Annotated in this window: 15 protein-coding genes and 1 pseudogene; all 16 read left to right on the forward strand. The window is 48.6% G+C overall.

Annotation, left to right across the window (positions count from 1 at the left end):
* The first annotated feature begins 1 nt into the window (after nt 1).
* The 16 genes and pseudogenes from yabG to yabN all read left to right on the forward strand — a co-directional run bounded on the left by yabG (nt 2) and on the right by yabN (nt 17,613).
* Nucleotides 2-874 carry a sporulation peptidase YabG gene (gene yabG / locus PCH02S_RS26550; RefSeq protein ID WP_127457130.1) on the forward strand — a complete coding sequence of 291 codons (873 nt, stop codon included), beginning with the start codon at nt 2-4 and terminating at the stop codon, nt 872-874.
* Nucleotides 875-1,139: 265 nt separating this feature from the next.
* Nucleotides 1,140-1,415 (forward strand): biofilm formation stimulator Veg, encoded by a 276-nt coding sequence (gene veg, locus PCH02S_RS26555; RefSeq protein WP_028557365.1) that lies wholly within the window; start codon nt 1,140-1,142, stop codon nt 1,413-1,415.
* Nucleotides 1,416-1,569: 154 nt separating this feature from the next.
* Nucleotides 1,570-1,740 (forward strand): annotated as a pseudogene (locus PCH02S_RS26560) (small, acid-soluble spore protein, alpha/beta type); the annotation flags it as partial.
* 349 nt (nt 1,741-2,089) lie between these two features.
* Entirely contained in the window at nt 2,090-2,944 is an 855-nt protein-coding gene (gene ispE, locus PCH02S_RS26565; protein ID WP_127457131.1) for a 4-(cytidine 5'-diphospho)-2-C-methyl-D-erythritol kinase, read from the forward strand.
* 267 nt (nt 2,945-3,211) lie between these two features.
* Nucleotides 3,212-4,048: a pur operon repressor gene (gene purR / locus PCH02S_RS26570; RefSeq protein ID WP_127457132.1), complete on the forward strand. Its 837-nt coding sequence runs from the start codon at nt 3,212-3,214 to the stop codon at nt 4,046-4,048.
* A gap of 4 nt (nt 4,049-4,052) precedes the next feature.
* Nucleotides 4,053-4,436, forward strand: coding sequence for a RidA family protein (locus tag PCH02S_RS26575; protein WP_127457133.1), 384 nt, complete (start codon nt 4,053-4,055; stop codon nt 4,434-4,436).
* A gap of 118 nt (nt 4,437-4,554) precedes the next feature.
* Nucleotides 4,555-4,839, forward strand: a complete 285-nt coding sequence (gene spoVG / locus PCH02S_RS26580; RefSeq protein ID WP_028557369.1) for a septation regulator SpoVG — start codon at nt 4,555-4,557, stop codon at nt 4,837-4,839.
* A 138-nt stretch (nt 4,840-4,977) separates the two neighbouring features.
* Entirely contained in the window at nt 4,978-6,381 is a 1,404-nt protein-coding gene (glmU, locus tag PCH02S_RS26585; RefSeq protein ID WP_127457134.1) for a bifunctional UDP-N-acetylglucosamine diphosphorylase/glucosamine-1-phosphate N-acetyltransferase GlmU, read from the forward strand.
* Between the two features lie 142 nt (nt 6,382-6,523).
* Nucleotides 6,524-7,159 (forward strand): 50S ribosomal protein L25, encoded by a 636-nt coding sequence (locus tag PCH02S_RS26590; protein ID WP_127457135.1) that lies wholly within the window; start codon nt 6,524-6,526, stop codon nt 7,157-7,159.
* 390 nt (nt 7,160-7,549) lie between these two features.
* Nucleotides 7,550-8,110 carry an aminoacyl-tRNA hydrolase gene (pth, locus tag PCH02S_RS26600; protein ID WP_127457137.1) on the forward strand — a complete coding sequence of 187 codons (561 nt, stop codon included), beginning with the start codon at nt 7,550-7,552 and terminating at the stop codon, nt 8,108-8,110.
* Between the two features lie 130 nt (nt 8,111-8,240).
* On the forward strand, nt 8,241-8,465 hold the full coding sequence (locus tag PCH02S_RS26605; protein ID WP_127457138.1) for an anti-sigma-F factor Fin family protein: 225 nt from the start codon (nt 8,241-8,243) through the stop codon (nt 8,463-8,465).
* A 95-nt stretch (nt 8,466-8,560) separates the two neighbouring features.
* Nucleotides 8,561-12,088: a transcription-repair coupling factor gene (gene mfd, locus PCH02S_RS26610; protein ID WP_127457139.1), complete on the forward strand. Its 3,528-nt coding sequence runs from the start codon at nt 8,561-8,563 to the stop codon at nt 12,086-12,088.
* Nucleotides 12,089-12,122: 34 nt separating this feature from the next.
* Entirely contained in the window at nt 12,123-13,175 is a 1,053-nt protein-coding gene (locus PCH02S_RS26615; RefSeq protein ID WP_164819752.1) for a peptidylprolyl isomerase, read from the forward strand.
* Between the two features lie 250 nt (nt 13,176-13,425).
* Nucleotides 13,426-13,968 (forward strand): stage V sporulation protein T, encoded by a 543-nt coding sequence (gene spoVT, locus PCH02S_RS26620; protein ID WP_127457141.1) that lies wholly within the window; start codon nt 13,426-13,428, stop codon nt 13,966-13,968.
* Nucleotides 13,969-14,099: 131 nt separating this feature from the next.
* Nucleotides 14,100-15,806: a putative polysaccharide biosynthesis protein gene (locus PCH02S_RS26625; protein ID WP_246069264.1), complete on the forward strand. Its 1,707-nt coding sequence runs from the start codon at nt 14,100-14,102 to the stop codon at nt 15,804-15,806.
* Between the two features lie 289 nt (nt 15,807-16,095).
* Nucleotides 16,096-17,613: a bifunctional methyltransferase/pyrophosphohydrolase YabN gene (gene yabN, locus PCH02S_RS26630; RefSeq protein WP_127457142.1), complete on the forward strand. Its 1,518-nt coding sequence runs from the start codon at nt 16,096-16,098 to the stop codon at nt 17,611-17,613.
* Nucleotides 17,614-17,617 lie beyond the last annotated feature (4 nt).

Here is a 17,617-nt window from a genome sequence, read left to right on the forward strand (position 1 = left end):
GATGAGGCAAGGTGATTTTGTAACCCGTAAATCCTATGGCGGCGACGTCATGTTTAAGATTGAACGTATCGATCAACTGAAGGCAGTCCTACGCGGCGTCGATTACCGATTGCTTGCGGACGCGCCTTTAGTGGACTTAACGTTGAAGAACCCAACTGAGTCGATGGACCATCCCAGGTCGAGTTCGCCTGAATTTCGCGAGTCATTGCGAAGGCTGGCGGTTGCCCAAGTGCAGCTCCAGGAGAAAAACCAACTCTCGGTTGCCCATACGCAGAAGGTGAACGCGGGATATTTTGAAGTCCCGGGTAAAGTGCTGCATTTAGACGGAGATCCGACTTATCTACGCAAGAGCATGCAGCTCTATGGTGAACTTCGTGTGCCCGCTGAGGGCTTCTATATTCCCGAACCCCAGATGGCCGACGCGCTCCACCGGCTGCTTCCGCAAATTAAGCCGGATATTGTCGTCATTACAGGGCATGACGGAATACTTAAGCATCGCAAAGCAGCTGGGCCAGGCGGTTTGTCCAGCTATAAGAACTCGCAGAACTTCGTGAACGCGGTTCAAATAGCGCGGCAGTATGAGCGCAATCGCGACGCGATGATTATCGTGGCTGGAGCTTGCCAGTCACATTTTGAGGCGTTGCTTCGAGCAGGAGCCAATTTCGCCAGCTCGCCGGCTCGCATACTCATCCACGCGCTGGATCCGCTGTGTATAGCCGCAAAGCTTTCCTATACATCCGTGAAGGATACGATTTCGATGTTGGATATTATGGACTTGACGGTGACGGGGCTTGATGGCCTAGGTGGTGTAGAGACACGAGGGAGCTACCGAATGGGTGTTCCCGGCATTCAACATACTGATGAGCATGCGTAAATCTTTGCTCAGTACATGATTTTCTTTCAAGGACACTTGCCTGATGCTTCTCTCTTCGGAGAGGGTAGCAGGGGAGTGTTCTTTTTTATTGGAAAAGTGTGAATAATTTGCGAACTTTGGAGACAACCTGTACAATGGGGAATTCAGAAATTAGGCGAAAATGCCGTTGACAACTGGATTATGGTGCTGATATAATATTTGACCCCTGTTTGACATGCTTGTCAGGATGGGTTATAATTAACAAGGAAAGAGGTGGTAGTTGACAATGGCAAAAAATGCGCTGTTGGAAATCAAACGCAGTTTGGAGCCCCACGTCGGGCAGAAGATCATGTTGAGAGCGAATGGTGGCCGTCGAAAGACAGTCGAACGTTCCGGTGTTTTAGAAGAAACCTACCCTTCTGTGTTTATCGTGAAGCTTGACCAAGAATCACACGCCTTTAAACGAGTGTCATACAGCTACGCCGACATTCTTACCGAATCTGTTGAAGTTACGGTTTGTAATGATGATGGTCAGGTTCGTATTACCTATATCCAACATTAAGCTTAATAAGTTTCTATAATGAGCAGACCCTAGGGTCTGTTTTTGCATTTGAATGGTCTTGGTGCGTCTGGGCATACTAACCTTACTTTACGCTTACGCTGCCAGCTTTGTTCGATCAAAGCTCAGACTAAGCTCAGGAAAAGGAGGTTTTTTGATGAGTCGCAGAAGAGGTGTTATGTCCGAAAGTTTTAAAAATGAGTTGGCGAAAGATCTGGGGTTCTATGATGTCGTTCAGCGCGAGGGTTGGGAAGGAATTCGTACCAAGGATGCCGGGAATATGGTGAAGCGAGCTATTCAGATTGCAGAAGAACAGTTGGCGAAGCAGTATGTAGCCTCAGCACCGCCGGTTGCGCAAACCTCATACGGGCAGAATGGCTTTACGCAGCCAAGCTTCTCACAGGCGCCAGTGTACAATCAGCGGGTTGTACAGTCTCAACAGCACTATGGACAGCAAACGCAGGCTTTTACACCTTCCTATAGCTCTCAAAACACGTACACCTCGTCTTCGCCTAGCGGTCAGTCACAAGCGGGCTGGAATCCTATGGCATCAACCGCCCAACAAGCGGGGCAAGGCGAACGGCGTCCCTATTACAGCTAAAGCGAATGCTTTAGCTTTTTTTTTGCGCTTTTGTTATAATATTTTAACGGCAAACGAGCAAAAGAAGGTGACCCTGATGAAGATTTTTGAAAAAGCACCGGCTAAAATTAATTTATCCTTAGATGTTTTACATAAAAGACCAGATGGTTATCATGAAGTAGAGATGGTCATGACGATGGTCGACCTGGCTGATCGGATTGAAATGCAGGAGCTTTCGCGGGATACGATCATTATTTCCAGTCAAGCGGGCTATATTCCGTTGGATGAGAAGAACTTGGCCTTTCAGGCTGCGCGGCTTATCAAGGATCGCTATGACGTCAAGCAAGGCGTCTACATTCATTTGGATAAAAAGATTCCCGTGGCTGCAGGACTTGCAGGGGGTAGCAGTGACGCGGCAGCAACGCTTAGGGGTTTGAATCGGCTTTGGAATTTAAACATCCCTATGGAGGAGCTGCAGGTGCTTGGCGCTGAGCTTGGATCGGATGTGCCCTTTTGTGTAACGGGAGGGACGGCTGTCGCCAGAGGACGCGGAGAAAAGCTGGAGCCAATCGTCTCGCCGCCGCAATGTTGGGTTGTTTTGGCCAAGCCTCCCATCAATGTGTCCACGTCGGAGATCTATGGCAAGCTGAACGCTCGTGAGATCAAGAATCACCCTTCAACGGAGAATGTCATGAAGGCGATTCGTGAGAAGCAGTTCGATCAGCTCTGCGGCAACCTCGGCAACGTGCTGGAGGAAGTAACGCTCGACCTGTACCCGGAAGTTAGACAATTGAAAGATTGCATGCAGCGTCTCGGCGCAGACGGCGTGTTAATGTCCGGAAGCGGGCCGACAGTGTTCGGCCTTGTCTCCAAGGAAGCGAAAGTCCCCCGTATTTATAATGGGCTTCGAGGATTCTGTAAGGATGTTTATGCGGTGCGGATGTTGACCTAGCATGTGGCGTTATGTGCGAGGGCCCGAAGGGGCTCTTTTTTAACGGAGTGGACTAAGGGGCAGCGCTTATGTAATAGAATGATAAGCCGTCAGGCTCATGCCTAGGCGGTGCTTTTTTGTGGAAATATTCACCTTCAGGGAGTATTTTCTGCTATGTTAGCATTGTGTTATGTGTATGTTAAGTTAATTTTCATGTGAAGCTTGAATAAATACGTATAAAAGTGGTATATTTTCTTTATATTATTCGGATTTTTGGGGGGTAGTGCGATGAAAAAGTTGAAAAGGAGCGCTAGGCTGGTAGAAATGACGCAATACTTGTTATTTCGCCCCCATTCGTTAATTCCTTTAACGACTTTTGCCGAGCGTTACAACTCAGCGAAATCCTCGATCAGTGAGGATTTGGCGATTATTAAAGAGGTTTTTGAAGAAGAAGGACTCGGGGAACTGCAAACGCTTGCGGGTGCAGCTGGCGGCGTGAAGTTCTCACCGAAGGTGCCGAAGGAAACCTCGTTGAAGTTCATTGGGCAGCTCTGTTTACAGCTTCAGCAGCCAGAACGGATCCTGCCAGGCGGTTACTTATATATGTCCGATATCATGGGGCAGCCCCAGTATTTAAATGAAATTGGCAAAACGTTCGCATCTGCGTTCGCAGGGCGTGATATCGATGTGATTATGACCGTAGAAACGAAAGGCATTCCGCTCGCGTACGCGACGGCTACTTATATGAATCTACCCGTTGTTGTTGTTCGCAGGGATAATCGGGTAACAGAAGGCTCAGCCGTAAGCATTAACTATGTTTCTGGCTCCAACAAGCGTATTCAGACCATGTCGCTTGCAAGACGCGCCTTGAAAGAAGAATCCAAGGTGCTTATCATCGACGATTTCATGCATGTTGGCGGAACGATTCACGGCATGATGGATCTGCTGGCGGAATTCAAAGCCTCAGTCCAAGGGGTTGGCGTCTTCATGGAATCTGTGGAAGTGGAAGAACGCTTAGTGGATCAATACGTGTCACTATCCCGATTGTTTGGCGTCGATTCCAAGACCAAACAAATCACGGTAGAGCCAGGCAATTATTTTGATAGTAAAAAAGGAGACGCGTAAAACGATGGAATTCATCTCAACAACGGCAGCACCTGCTGCTATCGGACCTTATTCACAAGCCGTTAAGCTCGGTAATTTGCTGTTTACTTCAGGACAAATCCCGCTTGGCTTAGATGGGCAAATCGTACAGGGCGGCATTAAGGAGCAAGCTCATCAAGTGTTTGCCAATTTGAAAGGCGTGTTGGAAGCAGCGGGTACTTCTTTCGATCAAGTTGTGAAAGCGACCGTTTTCCTCAAGGACATGAATCAATTTGCTGAGCTGAATGAGATCTATGGTACCTACTTTGGTGATCACAAACCGGCTAGATCGACTGTCGAAGTGGCTAGATTACCACGCGATGTTTTTGTCGAAATAGAGTTAATTGCTGTGATTCCTGTCGAAATTTAACAGTAACATTAAGATTGTATAAAATTATCGAAAATTTCAAAAAAATAAGAAGGAATTTGCACAACGATGTGGAATATATCACCCAAGTCTCAGAGATGGAAAAAGGTGGTGAACACAAGTGCAAATTACAGATGTAAGGCTCCGCCGGGTCAACTCCGAGGGGAGGATGAAGGCAATTGCTTCCATAACTATCGATAATGAATTCGTAGTACACGACATACGTGTTATCGATGGGAACAACGGTATGTTCGTAGCGATGCCAAGCAAACGAACGCCGGATGGGGAGTTTCGAGATATTGCTCATCCAATTTCTTCTACGACTCGTGAGAAAATTCAAGCTGCGGTATTGGCTGAATATGACCGTGCAGCGGTAGAAGAAGAGGTTATTGAAGAAGGCGCATAATGTTTAATAATTGAGAGGGCCCGTAAGGGCTCTCTTTTCTTTTTGGGGACTTTGGTGCTATATTTGGTAAAGAACTGTTAACTACATCATTTAGGCATAAATCATACAGCTATTTATAATAAAGGGGTTGGATAGTCTTTGAAACTCATGGCGATTGTGTTGGCGGCAGGACAAGGTAAACGAATGAAATCGAAGCTGTATAAGGTGCTTCATCCGGTTGTAGGCAAACCGATGGTAGGGCATGTTGTAGATACCCTTCGGCAAATAGATGTAACAAGAACGATGGTCATCGTAGGATTTGGAGCAGAAGCCGTCCAGAACTATCTTGGAGATCAAGTAGAGTATGCACTGCAGGAGAAGCAATGCGGAACGGGTCATGCGGTCCTGCAAGCGAAGGATTTGTTAGGTGATGAAGACGGGATGACGGTGGTCATTTGCGGAGATACGCCGCTAATCTCAGACGTAACGCTTAAGAATACGATAGAACTTCATCAGCGTTCGGGCGCGGCAGCTACGATCTTGACAGCGAAGCTCGATGAGCCGCAAGGCTATGGCCGTGTGATTCGCGGTGAAGATGGCAGAGTTGCGCGAATAGTTGAACAGAAGGACTGCAGCAGCGAAGAAGCGGCAGTTCAGGAGATTAATACAGGGACTTATATTTTCGATAACCGGAAGCTCTTCAAGGCGCTGGGCTCTGTCACAAACAACAATGCTCAGAATGAATATTACTTGACGGATGTCATCGGTATCATGACAAGTGCAGGGGAAACTGTGCAAGGGTACTGTATGGCGGATGCTGCAGAATCTATCGGCGTGAACGATCGAGTTGCGCTTGCGGAAGCGGAGCGTTTGTTCAAAGCGCGCATTAACCGTGAGCATATGCTGAACGGAGTTACGATTATTGATCCTGCCAACACATATATCGAAAAGGATGTTGTGATTGGAGCAGACACCGTTCTGCTGCCAGGTACTATTTTGCGAGGGAAAACGATCATTGGCGAGCAGTGCACGATCGGACCTCAAACTGAGATCATCGATTCTGTCGTGAAAGATGACGTTACGATTAAGCAGTCCGTTCTGCAAGAGGCTTATGTGGATAATGAGGCTAGCGTAGGACCTTTCGCGTATTTGAGACCTGGAGCGGAGATAGGGAAGCAAGTGAAGATCGGCGACTTCGTCGAAATCAAGAATGCGAAGCTTGGCGAGGGTACGAAAGTGTCTCACTTAAGTTACGTTGGAGACGCGATTGTCGGCACGAATGTTAACATTGGCTGTGGTGCGATTACGGTTAATTACGATGGGTTCAATAAGAGTTTAACGGAAATCGGGGACGATGCGTTCGTAGGCAGTAATGTGAACTTGATTGCTCCTGTGAAAATTGGCAATGGTGCATACGTTGTCGCAGGTTCGACCATTACCCACGCGGTGAGCGATGGGGATCTGGCTATCGCGAGAGAAAGACAAACGAACAAACCGGGTTATGCGGACAAAATCAAAAGCCGGATGAAAGCGAAGAAAGAAAACAAAGCAAAAAAAGAATAGAAAAACGTTAAATCTCCCTAGCGAGGGGGAATTTGGATGGAATCTCTGAAGGATGGGTACGCTATGAACTAGCTGTTACCCACTTGGCGTCGTTTACGAAAGTAAATGAGCTGAGCAAATTTCTTAGGAGGTTCTTTTTCTTATGGCATTGTCACTGAAAGCGGAAGCCCGCAAGGACACAACGAAATTCGATATCAAACAACTGCGTGTAAAAGGCAAGGTGCCTGCGGTCGTGTATGGCAAAAAGGTGGCTGCGACGGTGATAACCGTCGACCAGAAGGAATTAGTGGCGCTGCTTCGCAAAAGCCCGCACGCTGTCATTGAGCTGGAGCTGCCGGACGGCGGCAAGCAGCCGGTTATGATCAATGAAATCCAACGCAACCCGTTGAACCGGGAGCTCCTCCATGTTGATTTCCATCAAATCAACATGGACGAGCCGGTCAAAACGGTGGTCACGCTGGAGTTCATCGGGGATGCTGTTGGGGCGAAAGAGGGCGGTATCTTGCAAATTCAATTGCATGAGCTGGAAATCCGCTGCTTGCCGAGTGAGATCCCGGCATCGATCACTGTGGATATATCGAATGTAGGAATCGGAGAAAATATGTTGGTTAGTGAGCTCAACGTGCCGGGCACGATTGAAGTGAAATCGGATCCGAACGAGCTTGTACTGACCATCCTGGCGCCTCAGAAAGAGGCTCCTGAGGATGTTGCTGCTCAGGGTAAAGAGGATAAGCCGAGCGAGGTTAGTGAAGAGGCGAAAGAAGAGCAGACCGTATAGACTTAAAGAAGGGTACCCTCGCCGCTGCGCAAAGGGTATCCTTTGTTTTTCCTCTTTCTTCCGTTAATACCCGGGTCGGGAAACTATGAAGTGCGTATTTCTGTTATAAAACGTGTTATTAATTTTAATAAAATGCGGGCTGTAAAATTCGATATAGCCTATATCCTTATGCAGATTTTGGTAGTATACTTGGACGGGAATACCGGCATCTATATGATCTTGAAAATGATGATCGCTTGTAAGTTGTTGACCGTTTAGATACATATTCGCTGTTTCACCCGCAATTATGAATTTGATGTTCACTTTAGTAACATATAGGTAAACAATAACCTTAAGATGCAGGTTACGCCAAGGATTTTTTAGTAAAAGGCTAGGAGGATCTGGAAAAAAATGAAATGTTTTATCGGACTGGGTAACCCGGGAAAGCAATATGAGATGAATCGGCATAATGTTGGGTTCATGGCGATAGACCGTTTTGCCGCCAAATGGGGGATAAACTCTTTTCAAAGTAAGGGGAAGGGACATCTGGGAGAGGGAAACGTGAACGGCACGAAAGTATTTCTATTGAAGCCGATGACGTATATGAATCTGTCCGGTGAGTCGATGAGAGCAATCTTGGACTTTTATAAACTGAAGGTGGAGGATGTCGTCATCATTTATGATGATATGGACACGCCTTTCGGGCAAATCAGGCTCCGCTATCAAGGGAGTGCAGGCGGCCACAATGGGATTAAGTCCATTATTCAGCATGCCGGAACTCAGAGCTTCAACCGCATTCGTGTGGGCGTGAACCGCCCTGCCCCAGGCTATAATATCGCTGATTATGTCTTAGCGAACTTTTCCAAGGAAGAGATGAAGTCGCTGGATCAGGTGCTGGATCTGACGTGCGAGGCGATGTTGTCGAGCCTGGACGAGCCTTTCGAGAAGACGATGGGCAAGTTCAATAAATAAGTAAAACGGTTTGTCTCCAAACATCATATGCATGGTCCTTATTCGAAAATGACAATGGTACATTCGGCTAATTTCTCCGGAGAATGGTCATACTAGGATGTAATTGAATCGTCGAAGGAGGCATACATATATGATTAAGTACATTTGCAGGCATTGTCATACCTTTGTTGGGGAAATTAATCAAGCCATTACGGAGCAGCAACTCGGCTTCCATTTCTTGACCCCTGAAGAGCGTAGAGATATAATATCGTATAACACGAATGGTGATGTTACGGTTAGGGTTGTTTGCGATTACTGCCGCGAGGCGCTGGAAGCCAATCCAGAGCTGTCGCTGCTGGCCAGTCCATTGCAGTAACATGATATTTTCGCTGAATTAAAATGATGAAGATGAAGAGTTAATAGCCGAGGCAAGTGTGCCAAGGCTTCTTTTTGTGAGAGGAGTGTACTTGTTTGCAAGCTTTAATTCAGGCTTTTTCTGCGGATACCGACTTTCAAACGATCGTGTCAGGCATCAGGTCCGAGATGAAAGAGCAGCTCGTTGCCGGACTTACCGGTTCCTCCAAGCAAGTGATGATCGCAACTCTTGCGCGAGAGCTAACGCGCCCGCTATTCATTGTTACTCATAATATGTTTGCCGCTCAAAAAATAGCGGAGGATTTGCTAGAATGCTTATCATCCGATGATGTTCTGCTCTATCCGTCGCAAGAGCTTCTGACAGCCGAAGAAGCAGCTTCCAGCCCGGAGATGCTGGCGCAACGTATTGACGTGCTCACGAAGCTGGCGGGCGGTTACCGCGGGATTGTGATTGCACCGTTCGCGGGCGTGCGCAGATTGCTTCCGATTAAGCAAGTGTTTGAAGAATCCCGAATAACTGTTAAAGTCGGAGATACTATTCAACTGGATGAGCTTCTCAGCACCTTATCGAATTTGGGCTATGAACGCGTGGAGCGGGTTGAGACCAAAGGGGAGATGAGCGTTCGCGGCGGCATTCTGGACTTGTTTCCATTAACGTCGGAAAATGCGATCCGAATTGAGCTTTTTGATGTCGATGTAGACTCTATTCGTACTTTTGATGTGAGTGACCAGCGGTCAATAGATAAATTAACGTCGATTACGATTCCGCCATGCCGTGAGATTCAAGCGGATAGAAAGCGATTACAATCTGCTGCCCAGCATGCATATGAATTGCTGCAGGCTCAGCTGGAGAAGATGACCGACCGAACAGCCAAAGACAAGCTGCTTGAAGGGATCGGACACGACATTGAGCTGCTCCGCGAAGGGCAGACGTTCCCAGGCATTTATAAATATATTTCTCTTTTATATACGGAAAGACAGACCCTCATAGACTACATGCCTAAGGACGCTGTGCTGATTATCGACGAACCGGCTCGTTTGCTGGAGACCGCGAAGCAGCTTGAACGCGACGAGGCAGAGTGGATGATGCATGCGCTGACAGAGGGGAAGAGCTTGCCGGCTTTTGTGCTGTCCAAATCTTACGAAACGCTGCTGCACCGCAGACCGTTTCCAACGTTATATCTCTCTCTATTTCTGCGTCAGGTCGTTGGGATTCAACCGCAAAATATCGTGAACTTCGTCAGTCGCGTGATGCAAAATTTCCATGGGCAGATGAATTTGCTCAAAGCGGAGATGGAACGCTGGAAGAAGAACGGGGCCAACGTCATTCTCCTCGCCAACGGCGAAGAACGTGCTGAACGGGTAAGGCGTGTTCTGAACGACTACCAGATCGATGTGCCGGAAATTGTAGACGGGAATCTGCAAACAGGGTTTGAACTGCCTTCGATCCATTTGGTTGTCATTACGGAAGGCGAGATTTTCACACAGAAGCAGCGCAAAGCCCGTAAAGTGGAGAAGAAGCTGGAGAACGCCGAGCGGATCAAAAGCTATCAAGAGCTTAAAATTGGCGACTATGTTGTTCATGTGAACCATGGGATCGGAAAATACGTCGGTATAGGTACGCTCGAAGTGGGCGGTATCCACAAAGATTATTTGCATATCATGTATGCCGGCGGCGATAAGCTGTCTGTGCCAATTGACCAGATTGATTTGATTCAGAAATATGTAGGTTCCGAAGAGAAGGAACCGAAGGTTTATAAGCTTGGCGGAGCCGATTGGGCGAGAGTGAAGAGCAAGGCAAGAGCATCCGTTAAGGATATTGCCGATGAGCTGATTAAGCTTTATGCGGAACGACAGGCTACGACAGGTTATGGATTTAGCAAAGACAGCTCCTACCAAAATGAGTTCGAAGCCATGTTCCCCTACGATGAAACAAGGGATCAGCTTCGTGCAATCGAAGAAATTAAGAACGACATGGAGAAATCGCGTCCGATGGATCGCTTGCTTTGCGGCGACGTTGGTTACGGGAAGACCGAGGTTGCTGTTCGTGCGGCCTTTAAAGCGGCGATTGACGGGAAGCAGGTTGCGGTCTTGGTGCCGACAACGATTTTGGCGCAGCAGCACTACGAGACATTCCGCGAGCGTTTCTCCGGCTATCCGTTTAATGTGAGAGTGCTCAGCCGTTTCCGCTCCAAGAAAGAGCAGACGGAAGTCATGAAGGGCGTCAAAAAAGGAACAGTTGACGTTGTCATTGGAACACACCGATTGCTATCACAAGACGTGCAGTTCAAGGATCTGGGCCTGCTGATTGTCGATGAAGAACAGCGGTTTGGCGTGTCACACAAAGAGAAGCTGAAGCGGCTTAAGACGAACGTCGACGTGCTGACGCTGACAGCAACGCCAATTCCAAGGACGCTGCATATGTCTATGCTCGGCGTTCGGGACTTGTCTGTTATTGAAACACCGCCGGAAAATCGGTTCCCTGTTCAGACGTATGTGGTCGAATATGGCCCTACACTGGTTCGGGAAGCGATCGAGCGGGAGTTGGCGCGTGAAGGTCAAGTGTATTACCTTTACAACCGGGTTCAAGGGATTACGCAGATTGCCGATCAAATCTCGATGATGATACCGGATGCCCGTGTTACGGTTGCGCATGGCCAGATGGGCGAGCAGGAGCTTGAGAAAACGATCCTTGATTTCCTGGACGGCGAATACGACGTGCTTGTGAGTACGAGCATTATCGAGACGGGTGTCGATATTCCGAATGTCAACACGCTTATCGTTCATGATGCGGATAAAATGGGGCTTTCCCAGCTGTATCAGCTGCGCGGGCGCGTAGGGCGATCGAATCGCGTTGCGTATGCTTACTTCACGTATCAGCGGGATAAAGTGCTCACAGAAGTAGCGGAGAAACGGCTTCAAGCGATTAAAGAGTTTACAGAACTTGGCTCAGGCTTTAAAATTGCGATGAGGGATTTGTCGATTCGCGGTGCAGGGAACTTGCTGGGTGCCGAACAGCATGGTTTCATTGCTTCTGTAGGATTCGACCTCTACTCACAGATGTTAGCTGAAGAAATTGCAAAGCTGAAACTAGAAATAGATGGGGAAGCGGCCATCCCGGAACCGGAATGGAACACTTCCATCGATATACAATTGGATGCCTATCTGCCATCCGACTACATCTACGACAGCATGCAAAAGATCGAGATTTACAAAAAAGTGGCCGCGATTCGCACGCTGGAAGAAGCGGCAGACCTGCATGATGAGCTCGTGGATCGTTTCGGAGATCTGCCGCAGGCCGTGTTTAACCTGCTGTCAGTGGCTCGACTGAAAGCATACGGTGCGGAGTACCGAATTGAAACGATTAGCCAAAAAGGGGATGATTACCTAATCAAGGTGCATATTGACCAAAATGGCAGGCTGGATGGACAGAAGCTGCTTAATTTGTCCAAAGGCTTTGATAATCGGATCAAGCTCAATGCAGACCCGCAGTTGCATATTGTTATTCGCTCCAAAGGTATGAAGCCAGAAGCTTCCATCGAGTTGGTGGAGAAGTTCTTGGTACAATATAAGGATGTTCTGAAAACGAAAGGGGAATTAAAGGATGTTGCCAAATCATACTAGCAAACGACTTTTTTCTAAAAAATGGATATTAAGCATGGTAGCATTGCTTGTTGCATTTTCCGTATTAAGTGCTTGTGGAAGCAAAAAGGAGGGTGCAGCAACCGCTTCACCTTCCCCGTCTGCAGCAGCAACAGCAACAGGTAATCCGGCTGACGTGATTGCGACTTACAAAGAAGGCGGCAAAATTACGCGCGGTGAATTCGATTCTTTCATCAACGTGAACAAAATGTTCTCGCCACAATTGGCGCAATTCATGACAGACCCGGCGTTTCAACAAGATATGTTGAAGCAAATGGTGACTTTCCGCGTGTTGTCTGCGAAAGCGGATGACAAAGTAAAAGCGGATGCTGACAAACAAGTCACTGAGCAAATGAAAGCTATCACGGATTACTTCGGTAAACAAGAAGGCGGAATGGACAAGCAGTTGAAAGACAATGGTATCGAACTGAAAGATATCGAGTCTTTGATGAAAATGAGCTTCTACACAATGGGCAGCATGGAAAGCAAAATCACGGACAAAGCTGTTCAAGATTCCTATAACGAGCAAGCAGCTGCACATGCATTTGATATCGCAACAGTTAGCCACATTCTGATCTCCTTGAAGGACGCAGCTACTCAGAAAGATCTGCGCACGAAGGATGAAGCTTTGGCAAGAGCGAAAGAAGTTAAAGGCAAATTGGATAGCGGCGGAGATTTCGCGGCTCTAGCAAAAGAGTATTCCGATGATCCAGGTTCCAAAGATGCTGGCGGTACTTACAAAGATGCAGACATCAACCAATGGGTGCCTGAATTTAAAGAAGCGGCAAGCACACTTCCTTTGAACAAAATTTCCGATCCTGTTGAATCCTCCTTTGGTTACCACGTGATGAAAGTGGAATCCAGAAGCACGAAACAGCTTGATGACACGCTTAAAACACAAATCAAATCTCAGCTTGCGGAGAAATCCCTTTCTGAGTTCGCAGAGAAAGAATACCCGAACTTGATCGAAACGAATAACTTGCCTAAACCGGAAGCAAGCCCAGCTCCAGCGGCAAGCCCTGCTGCAAGTCCAGCAGCTAGCCCTGCAGCAAGCCCGGCGGCAAAGTAAGAACTTACCAGGATGTCCGAATATGGACATCCTGTTTTTATTTGTTATTTTTGGACAACATAATCACAGCAGGGTGCAATGCAAAGCTACATAAAGAAAAATTCCTTAGCAGAAGCGACTGCATAGAAGATTGGGAAGTGAAGAATACTATGGATAGAATTCAAGTTCCCACCAAAACCCGATCTAGCATACAAGATTTCATGCTCCTGTCGTATCTAATTCTTGAGCGGAAAGTGAGGCATCTAGAGGTATGAAAGCAACTGGAATTGTCCGTCGGATAGATGATTTAGGGAGAGTTGTTATTCCCAAGGAAATACGACGCACACTGCGAATTCGCGAAGGCGACCCTTTGGAAATTTTCGTTGATCGCGATGGTGAAGTGATTCTGAAGAAATATTCGCCAATTGGAGAGCTCGGTGATTTTGCTAAGGAGTACGCAGAGTCGTTGTTTGAGAGTACGAATCATGTTGCCATGATTTCAGACCGTGACACGATTATTGCTATGGCTGGTGGGTCCAAAAAGGATTTCTTAGAAAAATCAGTGGGGTCCATTATTGAATCCTGTATGGAAAGCCGCAAACCAATTTTGGAGAGCAACTCCGGGCAGTTTGAGATTATCAAGGATATGAATGAGACGTTCTCTTCTTTCGTCGCTGCGCCGATTGTGGCGGGGGGCGATCCAATTGGCTCCGTTATTTTGATCTCGAAAGACGAGAGCGTAAAAATGGGGAACATGGAAGTGAAGATGGTAGAAACAGCGGCTGGTTTTCTGGCGAAACAGATGGAACAATAGAAAAAATAATAAAACACAAAGGCTTCCTTACTGAGGTGATGTTCATCTGTAAGAGAAGCTTTTTTTGTCTGCAAAGAGCTATTTCGTTATAATACGTGTATAGGTATCACATCAGGCAGAGGAGAAATAGGATGGGGGAAACCGGCAAGGGGCATCACATGGATCGCGAAGAGCTCCATCAGAATGCCGGAAAACAGGGGACAGTCAAGCTGTTAAAAGGGGCTGCGGTTCTGGGCGCGGCGGCTGTGCTTTCGAAGTTACTGGGCACATTGCAAAAAATACCGCTGCAAAATGTAGCGGGAGATGCCGCTTTTGGCATCTATAATGCGATTTATCCGCTTTATATTTTGATTTTATTTGCGGCTACGGCAGGGTTTCCTGTCGCTGTTTCCAAGTTTGTGGCGGAGAGTGTCATTCACGGCGATCATCGTGAGGCGAAACGCATCGCCCGCATATCGGGAACAGTGCTGCTAGGCAGCGGAATCGTTTTGTTCGTGCTGCTGTATTTTGGAGCGGGCGAGATTGCCGGTTGGATTGGGATTCAGCAGACGGAGAAGGCGATTCGAAGCGTTTCCTTTGCCCTGCTTTTAGCCCCCACGCTTGCGGTACTGCGCGGTTATTTTCAGGGGTATCAAAACATGCTGCCAACCGCGGTCTCCCAAGTCATAGAGCAGCTGATTCGGGTTATGACGATGGTTGCTTTGCTGCTTTATTTGGCGGCACTTGATTATGATGAGGAGTGGATTGCGGCAGGAGCGACTTTCGGTTCCGTTACCGGTGCAGCCGCAGGGTTAGTGGTTATGTATGTATATTGGCGAAAAGCGATGCGGAATCTGAGTGATTCGGAGGAGCAGGAGGATGGAGGCAGTCCTAAAGCTCACCCCCTGTCCACTGGGCAGTGGGTGAGACGGATTGCAGCATATGCGATTCCTGTCTGTTTAGGAGCGATCGTAGTGCCGCTTCTGACTTTGGTCGACACGTTTACGATGCCGCGGCTGCTCGAAGCTTCGCAAGGCAGCGAGCTTGAGGCTATGCGGCAGTTTGGTTTGTATAACCGCGGCTTGCCGCTCGTCCAGCTTGTTGTGATGGTGGCCTCGTCAATGTCCGCTGTCCTCGTTCCTGCGATGGCGGATGCGAAGGCAAGAGGGCTGGCCGATGTCATGCGCTCTCGCGCGGAAATGTCCATCCGGCTCTCATGGCTTATTGGATTGGGCGCCTCGTTTGGACTCGCATTTGCCGCGGTGCCGATCAATATCATGCTGTATAAAAACAATGAGGCAAGCCTAACAATGGCCGTGCTGGCGTTCACGGCCTTGTTCAGCACGCTGAACGCGGTCTCCGCCAGCGTGCTGCAAGGGGCGGGCGCGATTCACACGCCGGCGCAGGCCTTGCTCGTTGCCATCGTGCTGAAAGCACTCGGCAACGTCGTACTCATGCCCCGCTGGGGCATCGAAGGCGCCGCGCTCAGCGCGGTCATCGCCTACGCCGCTGCGGCGGGGCTGAATCTGGTGCAGCTGCGCCGCTGCACCGGGGCGCGCTTCGCGCTGCGGCCGTACGTCATCGCACCCACGCTGGGCGTGGTGGCGATGGGCGTCTGCCTCGCAGCGCTGCAGCTGCTGGCCATGCCCGCTGTGGCGGCATGGCACGTGCCTGAGCGATTGAGCGCGAGCGCAATCGCTTTGGTTGGGGTAGCCGGCGGCGCGGCCGTCTACGGGCTTGCGCTGCTGCGCAGCGGCAGCATCAGCCGCGAGGAGCTGCGGCTGATGCCGGAGCTGGACCGGAAGCTGGCGCCGGTCCTGGCTCGAATTTGGCCGGCGGGGCGTTCGGCCGGCCGGTAGGGCCTTGGCTTGTGAGCCTGTATGAATGAGCTGAAGCCTAATCCTTGCTGTATGTTGCACAACATACAATGATTTTGCCCTTAAAAAGCAGCTCGGTGCTCCTATATTGTATTTTGTGCAACGATTTGAGCAAAATGGCTGCATTTTATGGAGAAGAGCTTCAAATGGTTGTACTTCGTACAATATAGATAACTTGAATTCTTGAAAAAAGACGAAATGCTTGCACAACATACAACATAGCTCGCAGGCTTGCTCTCAGATAACAAACATATTTCAGGAGGTGCCATCCATGTCAACTCAAGCTCAAATAACTGTCCTCGGACTCGGAACGGGAGACGAAGACCAGCTCACACTCGGTGTCTGGAAAAAGCTCCAAAGTGCAGCAAAATCACAAGCAGCGCTCTATTTGCGCACGGAGGACCATCCGATGGTCCGTATGCTGGACAGCAATCAAATCCCTTACCAAACTTTTGACGCCAACTATGTGGCACATCAAAGCTTTGAGGGTGTTTATGAATCTATTGCGGAGTCACTTATTCAATCTGCCAAAGACTCATCCACTGAGGTCATCTATGCTGTTCCCGGTCACCCCATGGTGGCGGAGTACACGGTACAGCTTTTGAAGCAGCGGTGTCCGGAAGAAGGGATCTCGCTACAAGTCTTGGGGGGAGAAAGCTTTCTGGATCAGGCATTTTTACGCTTTGGCTTTGATCCGATCGATGGATTTCAGCTGCTTGATGCGACCAGTCTCAGCCGCTATGCGCTAAATCCGCAGATGCATACAATTATTGGGCAGGTCTATGATACCTACACTGCGTCAGACCTCAAGATTTCTCTCATGGATACATACCCGGATGAATATCGCGTTGTTGTGGGCCACTCCCTGGGTGTGGCGGGTGCCGAGCAGATCATTGAAGTGCCGCTGCATGAGCTGGATCATGTGAAAGGTTACGGCAATTTGTCGCTTGTTTGGGTGCCGAAGAGCGAAGAGGACGAGGTCCGCTATAGGACTTTTGGCCGATTGCATGAAATTGTGCAAATTCTTCGGAGTCCAGAGGGCTGTCCTTGGGATCGCGAGCAGACGCATGCCAGCCTCCGCAAAAATCTCATAGAAGAAGCTTACGAAGTGCTGGAAACGATCGATGAAGATGATCCTGAGCACATGTGCGAAGAATTGGGAGATTTGCTGCTGCAAGTTATGCTCCATGCCCAGATGGAAGAGGAGATCGGGACATTCACTGTGTATGACGTGATTGCTACGCTGAATGAGAAGCTCATTCGCCGCCATCCGCACGTATTCGGGAACAACAAAGCGGAAGATGCCGATGAGGCACTTGTGAACTGGAATGCGATGAAGGCCGAAGAGAAGCGGAAGAAAGGCATCGACGTGACGAAGCAATCGGTCCTGGACGGCGTTCCAAGAGACTTGCCGGGGCTCATGAAGGCTTTGAAGCTGCAGAAGAAGGCGGCTACTGTCGGCTTTGATTGGTCTGAGCTGCGAGAGGTGCTTGGGAAGCTGGATGAAGAGCTGGTCGAACTGCGTGAGGCTATCGACAATACGTCGGAAGAAGCGGCTCAAGATCGGCTTGAGGAGCTTGGGGATGTGCTTTTTTCTATTGTAAATGTTGCTAGATTCCTCAAAATTGATCCGGAAGAAGCTATTGCGCACACAAATCGCAAATTTATTCAAAGATTTTCATATATGGAAGATCAGCTACGTTTAAAAGGGCTTTCTTTTGAACAAACTGGGTTATCAGAGATGGAAAATTATTGGCAGGAAGCAAAAAAAGTTACAAAACTTCGCTAGTAAT

This window comes from Paenibacillus chondroitinus NBRC 15376, assembly GCF_004000765.1.
GTDB lineage: Bacteria > Bacillota > Bacilli > Paenibacillales > NBRC-103111 > Paenibacillus_E > Paenibacillus_E chondroitinus.

What these genes read in the sequence shown, in the direction of transcription:
- yabG (WP_127457130.1), top strand. Translation starts at nt 2, where the DNA reads ATGAGGCAAGGTGATTTTGTAACCCGTAAATCCTATGGCGGCGACGTC.
- veg (WP_028557365.1), top strand. Translation starts at nt 1,140, where the DNA reads ATGGCAAAAAATGCGCTGTTGGAAATCAAACGCAGTTTGGAGCCCCAC.
- ispE (WP_127457131.1), top strand. Translation starts at nt 2,090, where the DNA reads ATGAAGATTTTTGAAAAAGCACCGGCTAAAATTAATTTATCCTTAGAT.
- purR (WP_127457132.1), top strand. Translation starts at nt 3,212, where the DNA reads ATGAAAAAGTTGAAAAGGAGCGCTAGGCTGGTAGAAATGACGCAATAC.
- PCH02S_RS26575 (WP_127457133.1), top strand. Translation starts at nt 4,053, where the DNA reads ATGGAATTCATCTCAACAACGGCAGCACCTGCTGCTATCGGACCTTAT.
- PCH02S_RS26590 (WP_127457135.1), top strand. Translation starts at nt 6,524, where the DNA reads ATGGCATTGTCACTGAAAGCGGAAGCCCGCAAGGACACAACGAAATTC.
- pth (WP_127457137.1), top strand. Translation starts at nt 7,550, where the DNA reads ATGAAATGTTTTATCGGACTGGGTAACCCGGGAAAGCAATATGAGATG.
- PCH02S_RS26605 (WP_127457138.1), top strand. Translation starts at nt 8,241, where the DNA reads ATGATTAAGTACATTTGCAGGCATTGTCATACCTTTGTTGGGGAAATT.
- PCH02S_RS26615 (WP_164819752.1), top strand. Translation starts at nt 12,123, where the DNA reads ATGGTAGCATTGCTTGTTGCATTTTCCGTATTAAGTGCTTGTGGAAGC.
- spoVT (WP_127457141.1), top strand. Translation starts at nt 13,426, where the DNA reads ATGAAAGCAACTGGAATTGTCCGTCGGATAGATGATTTAGGGAGAGTT.
- PCH02S_RS26625 (WP_246069264.1), top strand. Translation starts at nt 14,100, where the DNA reads ATGGGGGAAACCGGCAAGGGGCATCACATGGATCGCGAAGAGCTCCAT.
- yabN (WP_127457142.1), top strand. Translation starts at nt 16,096, where the DNA reads ATGTCAACTCAAGCTCAAATAACTGTCCTCGGACTCGGAACGGGAGAC.